Source organism: Kocuria nitroreducens, from assembly GCF_042879195.1.
GTDB classification, from domain to species: Bacteria; Actinomycetota; Actinomycetes; order Actinomycetales; family Micrococcaceae; genus Kocuria; species Kocuria nitroreducens.
The window spans coordinates 1-19,497 of the sequence record NZ_JBHZTC010000016.1 but is presented as its reverse complement, the minus strand read 5'-3'; the positions used below and the strand labels follow the sequence as shown (position 1 = coordinate 19,497).

16 protein-coding genes and 1 pseudogene are annotated in these 19,497 nt (G+C 66.1%); 9 read left to right on the top strand and 8 right to left on the bottom strand.

What is annotated here, in order from left to right:
• Nucleotides 1–339 precede the first annotated feature (339 nt).
• The 4 genes and pseudogenes from ACFYE1_RS11980 (at nucleotide 340) to ACFYE1_RS11965 (ending at nucleotide 5,022) form a co-directional block, all read left to right on the top strand.
• Nucleotides 340–1,425 carry an ATP-binding protein gene (locus ACFYE1_RS11980; protein WP_387743024.1) on the top strand — a complete coding sequence of 362 codons (1,086 nt, stop codon included), beginning with the start codon at nucleotides 340–342 and terminating at the stop codon, nucleotides 1,423–1,425.
• Between the two features lie 166 nt (nucleotides 1,426–1,591).
• A complete protein-coding gene (locus tag ACFYE1_RS11975) occupies nucleotides 1,592–2,281 on the top strand; it encodes a maleylpyruvate isomerase family mycothiol-dependent enzyme (protein ID WP_387743022.1) in 690 nt (229 codons plus the stop codon).
• Between the two features lie 840 nt (nucleotides 2,282–3,121).
• Nucleotides 3,122–3,487: pseudogene (locus tag ACFYE1_RS11970) on the top strand (transposase); the annotation flags it as partial.
• Between the two features lie 260 nt (nucleotides 3,488–3,747).
• Entirely contained in the window at nucleotides 3,748–5,022 is a 1,275-nt protein-coding gene (locus tag ACFYE1_RS11965; protein WP_387743020.1) for an IS110 family transposase, read from the top strand.
• Between the two features lie 57 nt (nucleotides 5,023–5,079).
• On the opposite strand, the gene ACFYE1_RS11960 is transcribed toward ACFYE1_RS11965, so the two are convergent.
• The 8 genes from ACFYE1_RS11960 to ACFYE1_RS11925 are packed head-to-tail and all read right to left on the bottom strand — an operon-like array spanning nucleotide 5,080 to nucleotide 13,913.
• A complete protein-coding gene (locus ACFYE1_RS11960) occupies nucleotides 5,080–5,784 on the bottom strand; it encodes a GntR family transcriptional regulator (RefSeq protein WP_387743018.1) in 705 nt (234 codons plus the stop codon).
• A 5-nt stretch (nucleotides 5,785–5,789) separates the two neighbouring features.
• A complete protein-coding gene (locus tag ACFYE1_RS11955) occupies nucleotides 5,790–7,028 on the bottom strand; it encodes a fumarylacetoacetate hydrolase family protein (RefSeq protein WP_387743016.1) in 1,239 nt (412 codons plus the stop codon).
• On the bottom strand, nucleotides 7,025–8,515 hold the full coding sequence (locus ACFYE1_RS11950; protein ID WP_387743014.1) for an aldehyde dehydrogenase (NADP(+)): 1,491 nt from the start codon (nucleotides 8,513–8,515) through the stop codon (nucleotides 7,025–7,027). The genes ACFYE1_RS11955 and ACFYE1_RS11950 overlap by 4 nt, the downstream gene beginning before the upstream one ends.
• Nucleotides 8,516–8,540: 25 nt before the next feature.
• Nucleotides 8,541–9,845 carry an enolase C-terminal domain-like protein gene (locus ACFYE1_RS11945; protein WP_387743012.1) on the bottom strand — a complete coding sequence of 435 codons (1,305 nt, stop codon included), beginning with the start codon at nucleotides 9,843–9,845 and terminating at the stop codon, nucleotides 8,541–8,543.
• 36 nt (nucleotides 9,846–9,881) lie between these two features.
• Nucleotides 9,882–11,162: a TRAP transporter large permease gene (locus tag ACFYE1_RS11940; protein ID WP_387743010.1), complete on the bottom strand. Its 1,281-nt coding sequence runs from the start codon at nucleotides 11,160–11,162 to the stop codon at nucleotides 9,882–9,884.
• A 9-nt stretch (nucleotides 11,163–11,171) separates the two neighbouring features.
• On the bottom strand, nucleotides 11,172–11,786 hold the full coding sequence (locus ACFYE1_RS11935) for a TRAP transporter small permease (protein ID WP_387743009.1): 615 nt from the start codon (nucleotides 11,784–11,786) through the stop codon (nucleotides 11,172–11,174).
• Complete coding sequence (locus ACFYE1_RS11930) at nucleotides 11,783–12,829, bottom strand: DctP family TRAP transporter solute-binding subunit (RefSeq protein WP_387743007.1); 1,047 nt, start codon at nucleotides 12,827–12,829, stop codon at nucleotides 11,783–11,785. The genes ACFYE1_RS11935 and ACFYE1_RS11930 overlap by 4 nt, the downstream gene beginning before the upstream one ends.
• Before the next feature lie 22 nt (nucleotides 12,830–12,851).
• Nucleotides 12,852–13,913, bottom strand: coding sequence for an Ldh family oxidoreductase (locus tag ACFYE1_RS11925; RefSeq protein WP_387743005.1), 1,062 nt, complete (start codon nucleotides 13,911–13,913; stop codon nucleotides 12,852–12,854).
• Between the two features lie 423 nt (nucleotides 13,914–14,336).
• Between ACFYE1_RS11925 and ACFYE1_RS11920 the strand changes: the two genes are divergently transcribed.
• The 5 genes from ACFYE1_RS11920 to ACFYE1_RS11900 all read left to right on the top strand — a co-directional run bounded on the left by ACFYE1_RS11920 (nucleotide 14,337) and on the right by ACFYE1_RS11900 (nucleotide 19,296).
• Complete coding sequence (locus ACFYE1_RS11920; protein ID WP_387743003.1) at nucleotides 14,337–15,653, top strand: L-fuconate dehydratase; 1,317 nt, start codon at nucleotides 14,337–14,339, stop codon at nucleotides 15,651–15,653.
• Between the two features lie 30 nt (nucleotides 15,654–15,683).
• Nucleotides 15,684–16,706: a zinc-dependent alcohol dehydrogenase gene (locus ACFYE1_RS11915; protein ID WP_387743001.1), complete on the top strand. Its 1,023-nt coding sequence runs from the start codon at nucleotides 15,684–15,686 to the stop codon at nucleotides 16,704–16,706.
• A complete protein-coding gene (locus tag ACFYE1_RS11910; RefSeq protein WP_387742999.1) occupies nucleotides 16,706–17,473 on the top strand; it encodes an SDR family NAD(P)-dependent oxidoreductase in 768 nt (255 codons plus the stop codon). The genes ACFYE1_RS11915 and ACFYE1_RS11910 overlap by 1 nt, the downstream gene beginning before the upstream one ends.
• Nucleotides 17,474–17,659: 186 nt before the next feature.
• Nucleotides 17,660–18,334: a bifunctional 4-hydroxy-2-oxoglutarate aldolase/2-dehydro-3-deoxy-phosphogluconate aldolase gene (locus ACFYE1_RS11905; protein ID WP_387742997.1), complete on the top strand. Its 675-nt coding sequence runs from the start codon at nucleotides 17,660–17,662 to the stop codon at nucleotides 18,332–18,334.
• The gene (locus tag ACFYE1_RS11900) at nucleotides 18,331–19,296 is read left to right on the top strand and encodes a sugar kinase (protein WP_387742995.1); all 966 of its coding nucleotides are present in this window, start codon (nucleotides 18,331–18,333) and stop codon (nucleotides 19,294–19,296) included. The genes ACFYE1_RS11905 and ACFYE1_RS11900 overlap by 4 nt, the downstream gene beginning before the upstream one ends.
• Nucleotides 19,297–19,497: the final 201 nt, after the last annotated feature.

Below are 19,497 nucleotides of genomic sequence, written 5' to 3'. Positions count from 1 at the left end.
GCTGCGCGGCGTCACCGCCGAGGGCCAGATCTTCGACGTGGCGGAGCTGGACTCCCCCGGCACCAGCGAGCTGGCCGGTGTCACGTTCAGCCCGGACGGCCGGATCCTGCTCTTCAAGGTGCAGAGCCCGGGCGGCACCCGGCCCATGGCGCTGGACTGCGCGGACGGAGGACATGGGTTCTCTTGTACGCTTTTATGTCGGACTATATTTTCTCGTTGTACACGGACATAGATCAACACAAGGGCGGCCATGGACCCTGTGCTCAACCCTACGCCCCCGGCGCGGGACGTCGTCCTGCCGCCCTGGTGGGACGCGGCACACAGCTCAGAGCCTGAGATGTGGCCCTGAGGCGGGTCGAGGCCGGTCGAGACGCCCAGTCGATGGTCCTGTACGGCTTGCGAGGCGTGGGGAAGACGGTGCTTCTCTCCCGGTTCGCTCAGCTCGCACGCGAACGCGGCTGGCTGGTAGCCCAGATCGAAGCCAGATCCGGGGTGACGATGCGGGACATGATCGGCGCTGCCTTCCACGACGACCTTGTCGATTTGGCCAGGCCGGGCATCGGCGCACGGGCGCTCAAAGCGCTCAGAACGACGCTGAGTTACAAGGCATCCTACGATTCGTCCGGCACCTGGAACTTCGGGCTCGATCTGGACCAGGCCGCAGGCGGTGGTGCCGACATCGGCAGCCTCGAGGCCGACGTCAGCAAGCTCTTGCGCGACCTCGCCGGTGCGGCCGAGGAACGGGACGTGGGAGTTGCGGTGCTGATCGATGAAGCCCAGGACCTACCGCACGACGAGCTCATCGCCCTGTGCTCGGTGGTGCACTCCGCCAACCAACGGGGGAGCCGGATCGTCGTCGCACTGACCGGCCTGCCGAGTCTTCCGCGCAAACTGGCCGAGGCGAAGTCCTATGCCGAGCGCCTCTTCGACTGCTCCTCGATCGGGGCGCTCGACGACGATGCCGCTCGCCAAGCCATCGTGGAACCGTCGCAGATCGAGGACGTCCATTGGGACGACGCTGCGGTCGACCATCTCGTCGACCAGGCCCGCGGCTATCCCTACTTCCTCCAGCAGTACGGTCAGGACACCTGGAACGCCTGTGACCATCAGCCGATCACCCTCCTCGACGCCAAGGTCGGTCACACCCGCGGACAGCTCGCCCTGGACACCGGCTTCTATCGCATCCGCTGGGACCGAGCCACGAGCGCCGAGAAGGACTACCTGCGAGCCATGGCCGTGGATGGCGACGAGGGCAGCGCATCCGGAGAGGTTGCCGCCCGCCTCGGCAAGAAGATCACCGCGCTGGGCCCGATTCGTGCCAAGCTCATCGACAAGGGCCTGATCTACGCACCGGACCACGGCGTGGTCGCCTACACCGTCCCGGCCATGTCCAGCTTCATCGAGCGGCAGGTGACGGATCGGTGAGGCCGCCCCCTGGCCAGGACCACCATTGTCGTGCCGACGCCGGCACCATGGTGCACGCTCTCCACCTGACCCGCTGCAGGCGACCGACGCGCAGGCCTGTTCCTATACTCGCCTGATGACCCCGATCTATCCTTACGCACTGCCTCTCGGCCGGTTCCGGGAGCTGATGGCCCAGGACCACGCCCGTATGCGCGCACTCGCGGGCCCGGGCCGCACGGCCGCCGTCCCCGCGTGTCCGGACTGGAACGGTGACGAGCTCATGCGCCATACCGCCCTCGTCTATCTGCAGAAGGCCGAGACCGTTCGGACCGGCACGAAACCCCGAGGACAGTGGTTGCCGGAGGAACTGAGGCGGATGAACTCGGCTGAGCTGCTCGGCGTCGGCTATGACCGGCTGATCGAACAGTTCGACGCGCATGATCCTGCCGATCCTGCGGAGTCCTGGGTACCGGGAGACCAGACGGTGGGCTTCTGGATACGCCGTCTGGCGCACGAGACCGCCATCCACCGCTACGACCTCGAGGCGGCCCTGGGAGCGGGCGCCCCGATCGATGCGGAGCTGGCGGTCGACGGGATCGACGAGGTCCTGACGGTGATGCTCGGCCGGGGCGCGGCGGACGAAACCGCCAGCGGTGCGGCTGTGGCCGTGGAGACCGACGGAAAGGCCTGGTGCGCAACGCTCGAGCAACGTGCGGTCCGGATCACGCGGGAGCGCTGTGCCTCGCCGGCAGGCAAGGTCACCGGCAGCGCCAGCGACGTTCTCCTGTGGCTGTGGGGCCGCGGTCCGCTTCCGGAGGGCTCCGCGGACAGCAGCGCCCTGGCCGAACTCCGCAGACGTCTGGCCGCGGCCACCTGAACCGCCGGACTCCGGCGACGGTTAAGTCACCAGCCCGCTGACTCCAGCGCGGCGTCCTGGCTCGCGCGTCCGGAGCGTGGGATTTGCCCGTTGCATCGGAGCAATTGGCAGCCCTGAGCGTGCCGGCGAGACGGATGGTGTTGCTGACGTCATCCGCCGGTGGAGGGCGGCTCGGGCCGGTCCCAGACCCGTGCGAATTCTTCGGCGACCAGAGGCCAGACCAGCAGTAGACCGTCCTGAGCCGAGTCGATCTCTTCGGCCAAGGGCCCGGAGGCGACGAACTCGTGGGGGATGACTCTGCCGGCCGCGTCTCTTCGGCCCAGGGGATCTGAAAATCGCAGAGCCACCGTCTTGAGGAGACGGCGACAAACTTCCGGCTCATCCTCGACGCCCGAGAAGGCGTCGTCGTAGACCGGGAGCGGATCTGCGGATCCTCCGCTTCGGAGAAACCGGAAGCCCCAGGTCCGCCTACGAGTGGCCCAGATGAAGCTCATCTAGGCGCAGCTGGGTGTGGGTAGCGATGACCAGACCTCGGCGCGGCCGCCTGCGCGATCAAGGCCGCACGAGTTGCCACGGCGCACGATGGAACCGAGACCGCGGATCGACTGGAATGCCGATGGCGGCGTGCACAGCTCCTGGAAGCGAAAAGTGACCTCGTGCATGAGGACCAACGCATGCGCAACGACGTGCGCTGGCCGGTCCACACCTGCTGAGCGCGTACCGGCAGAGACGGCGCCGATGGCGTAGACCCCTTTGTCCGTGGCCGAAATCCGGCCATATGTAAAGTGGAAGGGGACGAAGGCACGATCCTCGTCACCGGTCCGTGCATCAGCCCCCCGACCGACCGCGGCGGCCGCCGCGTCCGCCTTGAGCACGCTTGAGGACAAGTGGGGCGCCTGCTACCCGGCGATCAGCCGCCTGTGGCGCGGGGCCTGGACCAATTTCATCCCGTTCTTGGACTCCGTCGTGGAGATTCGCTGGGTCATCTGCTCCACGAATGCGATCGAGTCCCTCAACGCCCGGTTTCGCCGGGCCGTGAGGGCCCGGGATTATTTCCCTAACGAGCAGTCCGCGATGAAGAACCTATATTTCGTCGTGCGGTCCCTGGACCCGAAGGACACCGGGCAGACACGATGGGGCACCCGGTGGAAGCCGGTGCTGAACGCCTTTGCCATCATCTTCGCTGATCGCATGTCGGCGGCGGAGAATTACCAACCATGGAACCGCTTCTTACACAGAGATGATGGATGCAGGTTCTGGCGGTGGTGTGACTCGCCCTTACACCGACGCCCGCAGGGGCTGTCTTCTAATGGATCTGTCCACCCCGCCGGGGCCGTGAACCGTACGGACAGACGGAGCATGACTTGATAGGAGCCTGACCGGGAAGTCGCCTCACCTCTGTGCTGTCTGCCCCATCTGCCCGACGGTGACCAGCTGCTCTTCCAGCACGGAAAGGATCACCGGTCATGACGATGATGACAGCGCCACCGGCGGCGGCCAACCCCTCTGAGCGCACAACCCTGGGACGGTATGCCGGGGTCGACACCCACCGCGACACCCACCACGTAGCGGTGGTCGACGAGCTGGGCCGGGCCGTGGCCGACCGGCAGTTCGCAGCCACCGGCGCCGGGTACCGACAGATCGTGGACTTCCTGCGCACCCACGGGCCCGTCCTTGCCATCGGGGTCGAGGGCACCGGATCCTACGGGGCCGAGCTGGCTCGCGTCTTGGCGGCCGCGGAGATGGCCGTGATCGAGGTGATGCGCACCAACCGCCAGCACCGGCGATTGCGAGGCAAATCGGATCCGCTGGATGCGCACCAGGCTGCGCTCACCGTGGCCGCCGGTCGGGCCACAGTGGTCCCGAAGCCGCGCGACGGGCAAGTGGAGTCCTTGCGGATCCTGCTGGCCGAGCGCACCTCGGCGACCAAGGCCCGCACCGCGGTCCTCAACCAGGTCCACGCCCTGCTGATCACCGCCGACGGCGCCGTGCGCAGCGACTTCCATCGCTATCACGGTCAGGAACTGATGGACGTACTCGCTCGCACCCGTCCTGGCCCCGGCGACGATCCCGACCAGGTCGCCCGTGCGTCGCTGAAACGCCTGGCGGCCCGCCACCGGGTCCTGACCGAGGAGATCACCGTTCTGGACGACCAGCTCGAGCAGATTGCCCGCCGGCTCAACCCCGCCCTGCTGGCCACCCAGGGGGTCGGGCCCGTGGTGGCCGCGAGTCTGCTGGCCACCGTCGGGGACAACCCGCACCGGATCGCCACCCAGGCGCAGTTCGCCGCCCTGTGCGGGGTCGCCCCGATCCCGGCCTCCTCCGGCAAGACGAACCGGCACCGGCTGTCTCGGGGCGGAGACCGCCAAGCCAACCGCGCCCTGCACCGGATCGTGCTGATCCGCATGCGCTTCCGCGAACCCCGCACCATGGCCTACTTCGCCCGCCGCCGGGCCGAGGGACTGGCCGACCGCGACATCATCCGGTGCCTGAAGCGCCACATCGTCAACGAGGTCTTCGCCCTCCTCACGCACCCATCAACCGAACCTCTGCCAGGGCCATCGCTGCGCCGGCAGCGCCAAGCACTGGGCATCCGCCTGACCGACGCCGCCGCCGCCTTGGGCGTGCCCTACCAGCGGCTCCGACGCCTGGAGCTCGGCACCCGCACCGACCCCGACCTCGTCCACCGCTGCCAATACTGGCTCGACGAGACCGACCATCAACGCCTCAAAACCGCTTGACGCCAATAGGAGCATCCATTAAAGCGACAGTCCCGCATTCAGCATCGAGACATCCACTCAGCACAGGCGCACGGCAGTCGAGGGGCGGGGGCCGTGATCATGCTCCTGGGCGAATGCTCCGGCGAAGCGGTGGTAGGCGCCCATAAGGTGGTCGTGCATGGCTTTCTCTGCCGCATCGGGGTCGCAGTCGCGGACGGCTTCTACGATCGCGGCGTGTTCTTCGATGGTCTGCTCACTAGACCAGTCGGCCGGGTAGAGACGGAAAAGGTGGAGGTGGCAGTGCGTGGCCCGGATCGCCTGGTGGGCGAACTCGTTGTGGCTGGCGCTGAGGATCTGGTCGTGGAACTGCATGTCGTGGGACACCAGTAGATGACGTGCGTTGATGTTGATCGCGCTGTCGGCAATGTAGTTCTTCAACCCCGACTCCAGAGCACGGCCCGGATTGCTCAACCGATTGACGGCTGCGGCCCGGGCGCCCCATGGCTCGATGAGCAGACGCAGCTCGAACATCTCCCGCAACTGTTCGAATCTCAAGAGGGGGGTGGTTCGGTAGCCCCTGCCTGGAGTTTTGACGATGAGGTTGTCGCCTTCCAGCTGGTGCAATGCTTCACGGATGGGGGTCTGAGAAACACCCAGTTCCCGTCCCAATGCATCGATGTTGACCTTGCTGTCCGGAGGTATCCCGAGGTCCAGTATTTGTGCGCGCAGATAGGCGTAGACCTCAGCACTGCCCCGGCGGGCAAGAGTCTCGGTCGCAGTCATGCTGGTTACTCACTTCTCTTCGGCACCGGACTGTGCCGGTGCGCACCATCGATAGGAGATGCGTGGGCGAGTACGTAGTCGAGGAGACGCCCAATGCCGAAGGTCCACGGCTGTAGTTTCTCGGTCGGCGCCACAATGTTACCCAATGTTCCCAGGTGGGGGCTGCTGATCTCGACCACGTCGCCGTGCTTGTGCGTGAACCCCTTCCCAGGCTCGTCGCGGTCCTCGGCGGGGGCGAAGAGGGTGCCGGTGAACAGCACGAAGCCGTCCGGGTACTGGTGGTGGGCCCCATGGGCGGCCCCGACCAGTTCCTCGAAGGGCCGGCTGAGGCGGGAGACGCTGTTGGTGCCTTGGAGGACGTAGCCGTCCGTGCCTCGCACCGTGAGCTCGATGGTCTCGGTGCGGGCCTCGTCAAGGGTGTAGGACTCGTCGAACAACCGGACGAACGGGCCGATCGCGGCCGAGGCGTTGTTGTCCTTGGCCATGCCCAGCAACAGGGCGCTGCGACCCTCCACGTCCCGCAGATTCACGTCGTTGCCCAGGGTGCACCCCCGCACGGCGCCCCGGCTGTCCACCACGAGCACCAGTTCCGGCTCGGGGTTGTTCCAGGCGGAAAAGGAAGGAATACCAATATGGGCTCCGTAACCGACGGCCGAGAGCACCGGGGCCTTGGTGAAGACCTCCGGGTCCGGACCGATGCCCACCTCCAGGTACTGGGACCAGAACCCCTCCCGGATCAGCACCTCCTTGACGCGAGCCGCCTCCGCCGAACCCGGCTTTAGTCCCGCCAAGTTGCCGCCCAGGGCCTCCAGGACCTGGGCACGGATCTGCTGGGCCTGGGCGAAGTCCCCGCCGCAGCGCTCCTCAATGACGCGTTCGATCATTGAGTCCACGAACGTCACCCCGCACGCCTTCACCGCCTGCAGGTCCACCGGTGCCAGCAGGGTCGCCGCCGCGCCCGACGCCTCGACGGTCGCGCGTAGGACGTCGGTCAGGTCCCACGTGCGGGCCGTCCCGGTGGCCGCCGTCTCGAGCACGGCCGCGGGGTCTGCGGAGTCCAGCAGTTCCGAGACCGTCCGGGTCCAGGGGAACAGGTCCACCAGCCGATCCCCGGTCACCAGTACCGGGCGCGGGCCACCAGTCTCGGGGTCCCAGATCCGGCCCACCAGCAGCGCTTGACCGTGGTCCTCGGGCAGCACGCTGGCGGGGTCGAGGTGGTGCACCGGGGTGGCGTCGGGGCTCATCGCGTAGATCTTTCCGTCGTGGCGGATTCGAGCCGCCCGTCCACGCGGCGGGCGATCCCCCAGGGGTTGGCCTCCTGCAGGGCCGGCGGCAGCGCGGTGTCGGGCAGGTCCTGGTAGGACACCGGACGCAGGAACCGCCCGATCGCGGCCGTGCCCACCGAGGTGGTGTTCGACGTCGTCGCCGGGTAGGGGCCGCCGTGGTGCTGAGCGTAGGAGACGGTGACGCCGGTGGGCCAGCCGTTCCACAGCACCCGGCCGGCCTTCCCGGCCAGGGTGTCCACCAGCGCGGTGCTGTCGTCGTCCTCGTCCCCGTGGATGGTGGCCGTTAGCTGCCCCTCCATCAGCTCCGCGAGGGCGGGCAGCTGCGCGGCGTCCCGGTAGCGGACCACGACCGTGGCTGGGCCGAACATCTCCCGGTGCAGCACCTCCGGAGTTTTCCGGACCTGGTCGGCGTCGACGGCCAGCACGGTCGGGGCGGGCACCTCCTCGTCGGAACCGGCAACGAGCGTCTCGACGCCCTCGAGGGCGGCGAGCTCGTCGCGGGACTGGCCGAAGGACTCGCGCAGCCCCGGGGTGAGCAGCTTCGCCAGCGGGGTCTCGGCGAGGGCTTCGGTCAGGGTGGTGCGGAGCTGCTCCGCCTTGCCTTCGTCCGGGACGAAAAGCACTCCGGGTTTGGTGCAGAACTGGCCCATGCCCATGGTGAAGGACCCGGCGTAGCCTTGGAGGATCTCCTTGGAGCGGTGCGCCCAGGCTGCGGGGAGCACGAACACCGGATTGATGCTGCCCAGCTCCCCGTAGAACGGAATGGGCTCGGGCCGGGCAGCTGCCCGGTCGAAGAGGGCCCGGCCGCCGGCGGTGGAGCCGGTGAAGCCGATGGCCTTCACCAGGGGGTGGTCGACCAGTGCGGTGGCAGCCTCCCGGCCCTCGAGCACGGCGAACAGTCCCTGCGGGGCACCCGCCGTCTCCAGCGCTTCGACGACGATCTGCCCGGTGCGCAGGCCGAGCTTCTGGTGCCCGGGATGGATCTTGTGCAGCACGGCGCACCCGGCGGCCAGGGCCGAGGCGCTGTCCCCGCCCATGACGCTGAAGGCGAAGGGGAAGTTGGAGGCGCCGAAGACGCCCACCACGCCCAGGGGGACGTTGACGCGGCGGATGTCCGGGCGCGGGCCCATTCCCCAGTCCGGGTCGGCGTGGTCGATGACGGCGTCCAGGGCCACCCCGGTGCGGACCTCCTCGGCGAAGAGGTCGAGCTGGAAGGCGCTGCGCGTGAGTTCCCCGCGCAGACGTGCCTCGGCGAGGTTGGTCTCCTGGGCGGCGATGCCCACGAGCTCGTCGGCCTCGCCGCGGAGGGCCTCGGCCAGGGCGGTGAGCCAGGAGGCTCTGGTGGCGGGGGTCTGGGACGCGGAGACCAGGTAGGCCTCGTGGGCGACCCGGGCGACCCGGTCCACCTCCTCGGCGGTCGTGGCGGGGCTGAGGGCGGTGTTCATGATGGCTCCTTGAGAGGGTTCGGGATCAGCGGGCTAGGACGTCCTGCCATCCGGCACCGGAGGAGAAGGTCCAGCGCTCGACCGAGGGCTGCAGCATCTGCGCGCCGTTGCCGGGCAGCTCCGGTGCCTGGTAGTGGCCGTTGGAGATTAGGACCGGCTCGGCGAAGTGCTCGTGCAGGTGGTCCACGTACTCGATGACCCGGTTCTCCATGGACCCCGTGACGGCGGCGTAGTCGAAGAAGGAGAAGTGCTGAACGAGCTCGCACAGCCCGACTCCCCCGGCGTGCGGGCAAACCGGGATCTCGAACTGGGCAGCCAGCAGCAGGTTGGCGATGTTCTCGTTGACCCCGGCCACGCGGGTGGAGTCGATCTGCATGACGTCGATCGCCCCGGCCTGCAGCAGCTGCTTGAAGATGATGCGGTTGTGCACGGCCTCGCCGGTGGCGACCTTGACCGGGTGGACGCCCTTGCGGATGGCGGCGTGGGCCAGGATGTCGTCGGTGCTGGTCGGCTCCTCGATCCAGTAGGGCTGGAAGTCCTGCAGCTGGTTGACCCAGTCGATCGCCTCCTGCTCCTCCCAGCGCTGGTTGGCGTCAATGGCGATGCGCACGTCCGGGCCCACGGCCTCACGCGCGAGACCCAGGCGGCGGCGGTCGTCCTCGATGTTGCCGGCCACTTTGAGCTTGATCATCCCAAAGCCGGCCTCGACGGCCTCCTTGGACCGGCGCACGAGCTTCTCGTCGCTGTAGCCGAGCCATCCGGGGGTGGTGGTGTAGGCCGGGTAGCCGTTCTGCTGGAGCTCGGCGATGCGCTCCGCCTTGCCCTTCTGACCTCGCGCCAGGATCGCCGCGGCGTCCTCGGGGGTGAGGGCGTTGCGGATGTGGGTGAAGTCCACCGCGCTGATCAGCTCTTCGGGGGACATCTCGCTCAGCAGCAGCCACAGCGGCTTCTGCTCCCGTCGGGCCCGGATATCCCACAGCGCGTTTATCAGTCCGCCGCAGGCCATGTGGGAAACGCCCTTCTCCGGGCCGAGCCAGCGCAACTGCGAGTCGTGGACCAGCCGGCGGGAAGCCCCACCCAGGTTGTTGACGAGCTCGTTGGTGTCCCGCCCGACGAGCAGCTCCCCGTAGCTGTCCATGGCGGCGGTGATCAGCTCGTTGCCGCGGCCACAGGTGAAGACCAGGCCGTAACCGGTCTCACCCTCGTCCGTGCTCACTTCGACGTAGGCGGCGGAGTAGTCGGGGTCCACGTTGACGGCGTCCGAGCCGTCGAGCTCGAGGGAGGTGGGAAAACGGACGTCGGTGGCGCGGACGGAGGAGATCTTGGACATAAGAGTTTCCTTATGAAGTCGATGAGAGAAAGCGGCTTACATGAAGCCCAGGACCGTTGGCAGGCCCAGAGTCATCACGGGCAGGAACGTGATGATCAGCAGGGTGACAACCATGGGGACGAAGAAGGGCAGGATGCCCTTGATCACCGTAGGCACCGGGATCCGGGTGACGCTGGAGAGAACAAACAGCACCAGTCCCACCGGCGGGGTGATCAGCCCGATTAGCAGGTTGAAGATCACCATGATGCCGAGGTGGATGGGGTCGATCCCGAAGGTCTCGGCGACCGGGGCGAGGACCGGAACCAGAATCAGGATCGCGGCAGTGGGCTCGAGCACGGCCCCGACCACGAGCAGCAGGACGTTGACGAGGATCAAGAAGACGATCGGCTGGTTGGTCAGCTCCAGGATCAGGTTCGCGGCCACCTGGGGGGCTTGCTCCCGGGCCAGGACCCAGCCGAAGAGGGCGGCCGCGGCCACGATCAACAGCACAGACCCGGTGGTCTCCACGCTGGTGAGGAGGGTGCGGTACATCTTGCGCCATGTGAGGGTTTTGTAGGCTAGGGCGAGAACCAGAATGTAGATGACTCCGATGCCGCTGGCCTCGGTGGGGGTGAAGACACCGCTGAGGATCCCGCCAAGGATCACGATGGCGGAGCCTGCGGCCGGCAGTGCCGCAACCGCCGTCCGGCCGCGGGTTTTCCAAGTCGATCGGGGCAGGCGCAACTCTTCCTGCTTACGAGTCAGGAACCACACCGTGAGGCACAAGGCCGCGACCAATACGAGCGCGGGAACAACACCTGCCATGAACAGGGCTCCGACCGAGACGCCGGCCGTCACCGCGTAAATGATTGCGGGGATGCTCGGCGGGATCATCGGAGCGATGAGACTCGAGGCCCCGGTCACCCCGAGGGCGAACTCCGGCTTGTAACCACGCTGGACCATGGCCGGCACCTGCACGCGACCCATGGCCGCGGCGTCGGCGATGGCCGCGCCGCTCATCCAGGAGAAGCCAAAGCTGGTCGCCACGTTGACGTAGCCGAGACTGCCACGAAGGTGGCCGATCGCAGCGACGGCGAAGTCGTACAACTTGTCCGTGACACCGGAGACATTGGCGAGGTTGCCCAGCAGGATGAACATCGGTACAGCAAGGATTGCGAAGCTGTCCACGCCCGAGACCGTCTGCTGGAAGGCCGTGCCGATTGTGAGGTTGCGGTCGGTCAGTACGTAGACGAGCGAGGGGATGAGAAGCGCAAAGGAGACGGGTACACGCAGTGCCAGCAACAGGAGCAACCCGATCAGCATCAAAAGAAGTGTCATTGTTAGTTCCTAGGCTGCTTCCCGTTCGAGGTTCTCCATGGCTTCCGGCACCAGCTCCGGGTGACGGATGTTGAGATAGACGTGCAGCACGGCATGCAGGCAGATCAACCCGAAGCCCACCACCGCCGAGGCATAGACCAGACTCATGGGCAATGAGGTCGCCGGGGCCGCGAGCCGGGATGCACCGGCCGCGAAACCGGCACCGGCCCAGGCCATGATTCCCGACGTGGCCACCACCGTGATCAGAGCACATGTGTCCACCACAAGGGCGCCGGTTCGGCCGAGCTTGCTCACCAACAGGTCCACCGCGATGTGGATGCGGCGGGCCATCACGAATCCTGCGGACACGAATGCCAGCCACAGCAGAGCGAAGCGGGCCAGCTCCTCGGTCCAGGCGATCGGGGTGTTGAAGACGTACCGGCTGACCACCTGCAAGATGATTAGCCCGAGCGTGGCGACGAGGAAGGCGCATGCGGCGATCCGCTCGGACACCACGAGCACCCGGTACACGCGGCTGCGCTGCTCCAGGTAGTCCGGCTCATCCGGTTCTTGCGGGACGTGTGCTCCCGTGGCGATGTTGTTCTCGTTCTGCGGGACCGACCCCGCCCCTGTCGAGTCGCTCACTGCTGGCCCTTGATTTCCTGGTAGAGGTCGCCCCAGGGCTGCTGGGACATGGCTTCCTCGGCCGCGGCGGCGAAGGACTCACGATCGACATTCTCGTTGACCTGAATGCCATTGCCGGTCTTCCACTCGTCGAGGATCGACTGCTCCTGCTCCTCGATGCACTGGCGGGTCGCATCGGCGGCGGCCTGCAAGGCGGAGTCCAGGGCCGTGCGCTCCTCCTCGGACAGGCCCTCATATGTGGAGCGGCCCGTGGTGATCTGCACGCCCTGAACCACGTGCCCCGTGAGGTTGATGTAGTCCTGGACCTCGTTCAACTTGGCCGTCGCAATAGTGGGGACCGGGTTTTCCTGCGCGTCGATGACTCCCTGCTGCAGGGCGAGGTACACCTCGTCCAGGGCCATGGGGGTGGCAGTGCCCCCCATGGCCTGGATGTTCTCGAGATACAGCGGGGCATTCGGAGTGCGGATTTTCAAGCCCTGGAAGTCCTCGGCGCTGCTGATCTCCTTATCGGCGGTGGTGTGGCGGGTGCCGTAGTACCAGCTGGAGAGAACCCTGATGTCGGAGGACTCGTAGAGTTCGTCGAAGACGGACCCCATCGTCTCGCCCTCCACCGTCTCCACGTAGTGGTCGACGTCCTCGATGAGGTAGGCCGCGTCCAGGACCTCGACCGGCTTATGCCACACGCCCAGGAAGGACGGACCGGCGATGGCCATGTCGAGGCTGCCATTCTGCACCTGCTCGAGGGACTCGGCCTCGCTGCCCAGCTGGGCGGCGGGGAAGCTGTCGACCCGCAGGCCGCTACCCTGCAGCTCCTCGTTGAGCGTGGTCACGCCACACTCCTCGACCGGGTGGCCGGCGTCGTAGACGTGTGCGAGCCGGAGGGCGCGGGCATCTGCGTCCCCGCCTCCCTGCGCCTCTCTGTCCACCGGGGTGCCTACTCCGCAGCCGGTCAGGAGGAGGGACGCGGTGGCGGCGGCGCCGAGTGCGGTCATCCCGGCACGGCGGGCTGAGGTGGAGATGGTGAAAGAGGTGTTGCGGGTCATGGCTGGGTCCTTTCGGAGAGGGTTATTGCTGAGGTTGGGAGGGTGCGACCGGATCAAGTCCTAACCGCGCGGCAAGTTCTGTCAGTTGGTCACCAGTGGACGAGGGAAGGGCAACCGTTTCAGTGTGCTCTTGTTCGCGAAGGCGTTCAGGATCTCCCGGAGCAAGGACGAGACGTCCTCCGGGCCCCGAGTGCCGGACACGCTCCTGCAGGGTCTGCACCCGGGACTCGGTGTGTTCCCGTCCGTTGAAGGCCGCGGCGTCGAGGCCGATCACCAGGTGCCCGTTGTTCATACGCGAGGCCGGAGTGGACCAGATGTCCACGGTCTCAAAGGCGTACGTGGCGTCCGTCAACGAGGCGGAGAACGCCTCGAGCAGCACAGATACGGCAGATCCCTTGTGCCCACCAAAGGGAATCATGGAACCTTCGGTGGCGGCGTTGGGATCCGTGGTGGGCCGGCCCTGGGAGTCGACTGCCCAGCCCTCGGGCAACTGCTTGCCCTCGTTGCGGGCAGCGATCACCTTCCCGTACGCCCCGTTGCTGGTGGCGAGGTCCGCCGTGAGAGGCCATCCCCCCGCACTGGGAGCTCCAAGGGTCAGCGGGTTGGTGCCGAGGACCTTTTCGAGTCCCCCGTACGGGGCGACAACAGGGCCGGTCGTCGAAGTGATCACTGAGAGGAACCCCGCGGTTGCCAGCTGGTCGCTCCAGAACGCGCCGGCACCGTAGTGACTGCTGTTGGTCACAGCCACCGCTGCGATCCCGTACCGAGAGCCGCGCTCCAGCACCCGGTCCACGGCCGCTTGCAGGGCGACCTGCCCCAGGGCGGCATCAGCGTCCAGCACGGAGACCCCCTCGGAGTCCCGCGTCCAGGTCATGGAAGGCGTGGCGTTGATCCCGCCCAGCCGTAGCGCCTCCGCGTAGAGCGGAAGCCGGAGCAGACCGTGGGAGTGGATGCCTCGTTGATCGGCCTGCACCAGTGACCGTGCGGTCAGGTCGGCATCGGCCCGGGCAACACCATGTGCAGTCAGGACTTCAGAGGCCATGCGTGTGAGGTCCTGCACATCGAAGAGTCCAACAGCGGACATCACCACCACCTTTCTCTATATGGATTACGAGGATCCTATATGTGACCAGGGTCATAGGCAAGGCTTCCATAAGAGCGGATTCGTTCGGCGTTCATCCTGAGTCATCCAGGCGCGGACAGTCGGGGAGGGTTGACCATCTCATCCCATGTATATAGGATTCATCACATTCCTACAGCATACGTGTTGAGGGTCACACACCGATGGAAGTTGATGTTCTGGGCGGCCCACTGCCCGTCATCAGGTACGTGACCTTTCCAAGGGGGTGTTGAACTGCATCGTCGTCCCGGGTATGCCGGGCCGATCCGCATGCGGAGCACCAACGGTGACATCAGCCGATGCCCGACACCGCTCCCCGTTCACGCTCCCGCCACGATCTTCCGCACCACCCGCGCCCTAAACGCCCACACCGCAGAGGAACTTTTCATGACTGTCATCACCGGCGTCGAGGTCTTCGACGTCCGTTTCCCCACCTCTCTGACAGCAGACGGCTCGGATGCCATGAACAAGGACGGCGACTACTCCGCCGCATACGTGGTCCTCCACACTGATGACCCGGACCTGTCCGGGTACGGGTTTACCTTCACCATCGGCCGGGGCAATGATCTGTGCGCGGCTGCCGCCGAACAGCGCGCGCAGCCGTTGATCGGTCGAGAAGTCGAAGAACTGACGACTGATCTTGGTGCCATCTACCGCGAGCTGCAGTCCGACTCCCAGCTGCGGTGGCTGGGTCCTGAGAAAGGGGTCATCCACCTGGCCCTAGCAGCGGTGATGAACGCTGTATGGGACATGGCTGCTCGCCGAGCGGGCAAGCCCCTGTGGAAGCTGCTGGCGGAAATGACGCCGGAGAAGCTGGTCGATGCCGCCGACATGCGCTACCTCTCCGACGCCCTCACTCGCGAGGAAGCCGTGTCGATCCTCCGCAATCTCGAGGGAACCCGCTCGGAGCGGATCGCCCGGCTGGAGGAGACGGGCTACCCCTCCTACACCACCTCTGCAGGATGGCTGGGGTACTCCGATGACAAGCTGCGCACCCTGTGCCAGGAAGCCGTCGATGCCGGCTACCAGCACATCAAGCTGAAGGTGGGGGCGAACCTCCAGGACGACATCCGTCGTTGCTCCATCGCCCGGGAGGTCATCGGCGATGAAGCACACCTGATGATCGACGCGAACCAGGTGTGGGACGTACCCGAGGCCATCACCTGGGTCAACGCCCTGGCTGACTTCAAGCCACTGTGGATCGAGGAGCCCACCAGTCCCGATGATGTCCTCGGCCACGCTGCCGTCCGCAAGGCGGTGGCCCCCATCGGCGTGGCCAGCGGTGAGCACGGGATGAACCGCGTCCTGTTCAAGCAGATGTTCCAGGCCGGCGCCCTGGACTACTGCCAGCTCGACTCCTGCCGACTGGGCAGCGTGAACGAGATCCTGGCCGTGCTTCTGCTCGCTGCCAAATTCGACGTGCCGGTGTGCCCGCATGCCGGCGGCGTGGGGCTGTGCGAACTCGTCCAGCACCTGTCGATCTTCGATTACGTCGCCGTCTCCGGAAGCCTGGAAGGCCGCGTCACTGAATTCGTCGATCACTTGCATGAGCACTTTGTGGATCCCTGCCTCGTCCGCGACGGCGCATATGTCCTGCCCGCACAGCCCGGATACAGCGCGCAGATGTACTCGCAGACGCTGGTCGAATTCGCCTACCCGACCGGGTCCTACTGGGCCCGCAGCCACGACGCCGTTGGCTCCTGACCCCATCATTTCCTAGCGGAGGTACTCACCATGCACGCAGCCACCTACATTGGCAACAGCACCGTCGAGATCATCACCACCGACCAGCACGCACCGGGTGCAGGGGAAGTTCAGATCGAGGTCGCCTACACCGGCATCTGCGGCACCGATCTGCACATCCTGCACGGCAGCATGGACGCCCGGGTCGCACTTCCTGCAGTGATCGGCCATGAGATGTCCGGGCGCATCAGCGCGGTCGGTGAAGGGGTTCAGGACTGGAAGGTCGGAGACTCCGTCACCGTCATGCCCCTGGATTGGTGCGGAAAATGTCCTGCTTGCCAGGCAGGAAACCAGCACATCTGTCAGAACCTCAACTTCATCGGCATCGACTCCCCCGGCTCTCTCCAGGGGCGGTGGAACGTCCCCGCCCACGTTCTGGTCCGTCTTCCCGAGTCCCTGCGGCTGGATCACGCCGCCCTCGTCGAGCCGGTGGCGGTATCTGTCCACGACGTGCGACGTGCCGATCTGCGACCGGGTGAGAAAGCGGTGGTCATTGGCGGAGGGCCCATCGGGGTGCTCATCGCCACTACCGCCCGGCACATGGGCGCCGAGGTCGTGGTCATCGAGCTCGACGCCAGCAGGCGGCAGATGATCCAGAATCTCGGTTTCGAGGTACTCGACCCGTCGACCCAGGACCAGGTGGAGTGGGTCGAGCAGTGGACCGGAGGCGCCGGCGCCGATGTGGTCTTCGAGGTCTCCGGTGCGGCCCCTGCGGTCCTCGGCGCCACCGCCCTGGCGAAGGTCCGCGGACGGCTGGTGATCGTCGCCATTCACCCGCAGCCTCGCCCCCTGGATCTGCAGCGGGTCTTCTGGCGCGAGCTGTCCATCGTGGGGGCCCGAGTCTACGAACGGGCCGATTTCGAGACCGCCGTGGATATGCTCGCGGCCGGCGCCGTGCCGGCGGAGCAGTTGATCACCGCGATCGTCCCGCTGGCCGAGACCGCCGACGCCTTCGAGAAGCTCGGCTCGGGTCAGGCCATGAAGATTCTCATCGACTGCCAGGCAGGTGCGTGATGACCAAGAACATGTTCGATCTGACTGGCAAGCTCGCGGTTGTCACCGGAGCCAAACGCGGCATCGGTAAGGCCATGGCTGAGGCGCTGGCTGCCGCCGGGGCCGACATCATCGGCGTCAGCGCCACCCTGGAGCAGGAGGGCAGCGCTGTCTCCCAGGCCGTGGAGGCCCTGGGGCGATCCTTCACCGCCCGCACCGTGGACTTCGCCGACCGGGACAGCGTCACAGCCTTTGGGCGGGAACTGGCGACGATGGACCGGCCGGTGGACATCCTGGTGAACAACGCCGGAACAATTAAAAGAGCCCCCGCCGCCGAGCACGCCGACGACCTGTGGGACGAGGTCATCCAGGTGAATCTCTCATCCCAGTTCGTGCTCACCAGAGAAGTAGGCAAGGCAATGCTCGCCCGCGGTGCCGGCAAGGTCATCTTCACTGCTTCCTTGCTGAGCTTCCAGGGCGGCATCAAGGTCCCCGGCTACACCGCTTCGAAATCCGGCATCGCCGGACTGACGAAGGCCCTCGCGAATGAGTGGGCGGCCCACGGTGTCACCGTCAATGCCATCGCCCCGGGCTACATCGCCACGGATAACACCTTGGACCTGCGCAACGACCCCGATCGCTCCCAGGCCATTCTGGAGCGCATCCCGGCGGGGCGCTGGGGGCGCTCCGAGGACCTGGGCGGCGCCACCGTATTCCTCGCCAGCTCCGCCTCCGACTATGTTTCCGGCATCGTCTTGCCCGTAGACGGAGGCTGGCTCGGGCGATGAGCACTCCGCTCAGTTCCTTCCTGCCACCCTCGGAGCGGGCCGGTCGTATCGCATCCCTGGGTGCCTCACGACATGGTCATGACCTCCCCGACAAAACCTGATCATCTACCGGTGGGGCGTGGACCATCTGGCCTCGCCCCACCGCCACATCTCGGATTGGCGGCCCCTTCAGTGAAAGAGAAGCCCATGCCTTTTGCGAAAGGTCACGAAAACTCCGTGCGCACCTCCCCCTCAGCGACATTGCTGTCCACCCGGGTTGTGGCCGTCTTGCGGGCCCAAGATGCCCGCGACTACGCCCCTGTCATCGCCGCCCTGCAGCAAGGAGGTGTCCTCAGCATCGAACTGACCCTCAGCACCGCCGGGGTCTTTACCGAACTGCCCGTGCTGCAGAAACAGTTCGGATCCGATCTGGAAATCGGCGTCGGCACGGTTACCTCCGTCGAAGAAGCCGAAACGGCCCTCGCCCTGGGTGCTGCGTTCCTCGTCACCCCCACCACCGAACCCGATGTGATCACCGCCTGTACCCGTCGTGGAGTTCCTGTTTACCCCGGTGGGCTCACACCCACCGAACTGCACACCGGGTGGAAAACCGGGGCGACAGCAGTGAAGGTCTTTCCCGCCTCCACCGTCGGAGCTGGCTATATTTCTCAGCTGCGCGGACCGTTTCCCGACCTTGAAATCATTCCGTCCGGCGGGGTGAACATCGAGGATGTGCCCAGCTGGATCGAAGCAGGTGCTCTCGCAGTGAGCCTGGGCGGTCCGCTAATCGGAGACGCGTTCAAGGGAGGCGACCTGGCCCAGCTCACCGCCAGAGCCCGACGGGTCCGCGCCCTGGTGGAACAGACAGAGGCAAAGCAGTGACCACCTCCAGCGCAAGTATCCCGTACGTCATCACCTACGGGGAGACCATGGCCCTCATGCGCGCCAATCAGCCCGGCCCCCTCGCACACACCTCAAGCCTGAACCTGAGCATCGGGGGCTCCGAATCCAACGTGGCCATCGGGCTCCAGCGCATGGGTGTCAAAGCGATCTGGTGCGGCCGCATTGGCGCCGACTCCCTGGGACACCTGGTGGAACGGGAGATCCGCGCCGAGGGCGTGGAAACTCACGTCACGGTGGACGATGCCGCGCCTACTGGTCTGATGATCAAAGAAAGCCGCACCCCTTCGATTCAGCGCGTGACCTATTACCGTGCCAACAGCGCCGGATCACGGTTGGGCCCCCAAGACATCGATGAAGACCTCATTGCCGGGGCCCGACTGCTACACGTCAGCGGCATCACTCCCGCTCTCTCCCCCTCCTGCCAAGCCACCCTTCGCCACAGCATTGCGGTAGCTCAGTCCGCCGGAACACTCGTGTCCTTTGACCTCAATTACAGAAGCAACCTGTGGGACCGAGAGACGGCGGGAAAGCTCTACCGAGAAATCATCGCCCAGTCCGACATCATTTTTGCCGGAGACGACGAGGCCACGATCGCGGTGGGCGCCGGGACAGACCCAGAAGACCTGGCCCGTAAGATCGCCACCCACGGACCCAGCCAGGTCATCATCAAGTTGGGCGCCGATGGTGCCGTGGCCCAGATCGACGGGAAAATTTTCCGGCAGAATGCTGTTCCGGTCGAAGCTCTCGACACAGTAGGCGCCGGTGACGCCTTCGTCGCGGGGTACCTCTCTGAGTTGGTCCTGGGCCGTGGACCTAGCACAAGGCTCCAAACAGCCGCGAACACCGGAGCCTTCGCTTGCCTGGTACCCGGTGACTGGGAAGGATTTCCCCGCCGACACGAGTTGCAGCTGCTGAACGCTCACGAACCCGTCTTGCGCTGACGCCAGGCCCCAGCAGAGCCAGCCAACCTTATATCCCCATCGATCCCACGTTGACTCAAGGGGTCCACTCCCGAGAAAGCTTGGCCTACGATCAGGCGCCCCGGGACATCCCCAGCCCGACACTGCCCTAAGTACTGCAACAACAGATTGTGACCTACTGTCAGATCTGCTATTTGATGGTCTGTGCAGACTCAGATGGTG

Coding starts and splice junctions, on each gene's coding strand:
- ACFYE1_RS11955 (WP_387743016.1), bottom strand. CDS start 7,028: ATGAGCCCCGACGCCACCCCGGTGCACCACCTCGACCCCGCCAGCGTG.
- ACFYE1_RS11940 (WP_387743010.1), bottom strand. CDS start 11,162: ATGACACTTCTTTTGATGCTGATCGGGTTGCTCCTGTTGCTGGCACTG.
- ACFYE1_RS11930 (WP_387743007.1), bottom strand. CDS start 12,829: ATGACCCGCAACACCTCTTTCACCATCTCCACCTCAGCCCGCCGTGCC.
- ACFYE1_RS11915 (WP_387743001.1), top strand. CDS start 15,684: ATGCACGCAGCCACCTACATTGGCAACAGCACCGTCGAGATCATCACC.
- ACFYE1_RS11945 (WP_387743012.1), bottom strand. CDS start 9,845: ATGTCCAAGATCTCCTCCGTCCGCGCCACCGACGTCCGTTTTCCCACC.
- ACFYE1_RS11905 (WP_387742997.1), top strand. CDS start 17,660: ATGCCTTTTGCGAAAGGTCACGAAAACTCCGTGCGCACCTCCCCCTCA.
- ACFYE1_RS11950 (WP_387743014.1), bottom strand. CDS start 8,515: ATGAACACCGCCCTCAGCCCCGCCACGACCGCCGAGGAGGTGGACCGG.
- ACFYE1_RS11925 (WP_387743005.1), bottom strand. CDS start 13,913: ATGTCCGCTGTTGGACTCTTCGATGTGCAGGACCTCACACGCATGGCC.
- ACFYE1_RS11910 (WP_387742999.1), top strand. CDS start 16,706: ATGACCAAGAACATGTTCGATCTGACTGGCAAGCTCGCGGTTGTCACC.
- ACFYE1_RS11965 (WP_387743020.1), top strand. CDS start 3,748: ATGACGATGATGACAGCGCCACCGGCGGCGGCCAACCCCTCTGAGCGC.
- ACFYE1_RS11960 (WP_387743018.1), bottom strand. CDS start 5,784: ATGACTGCGACCGAGACTCTTGCCCGCCGGGGCAGTGCTGAGGTCTAC.
- ACFYE1_RS11975 (WP_387743022.1), top strand. CDS start 1,592: ATGGCCCAGGACCACGCCCGTATGCGCGCACTCGCGGGCCCGGGCCGC.
- ACFYE1_RS11920 (WP_387743003.1), top strand. CDS start 14,337: ATGACTGTCATCACCGGCGTCGAGGTCTTCGACGTCCGTTTCCCCACC.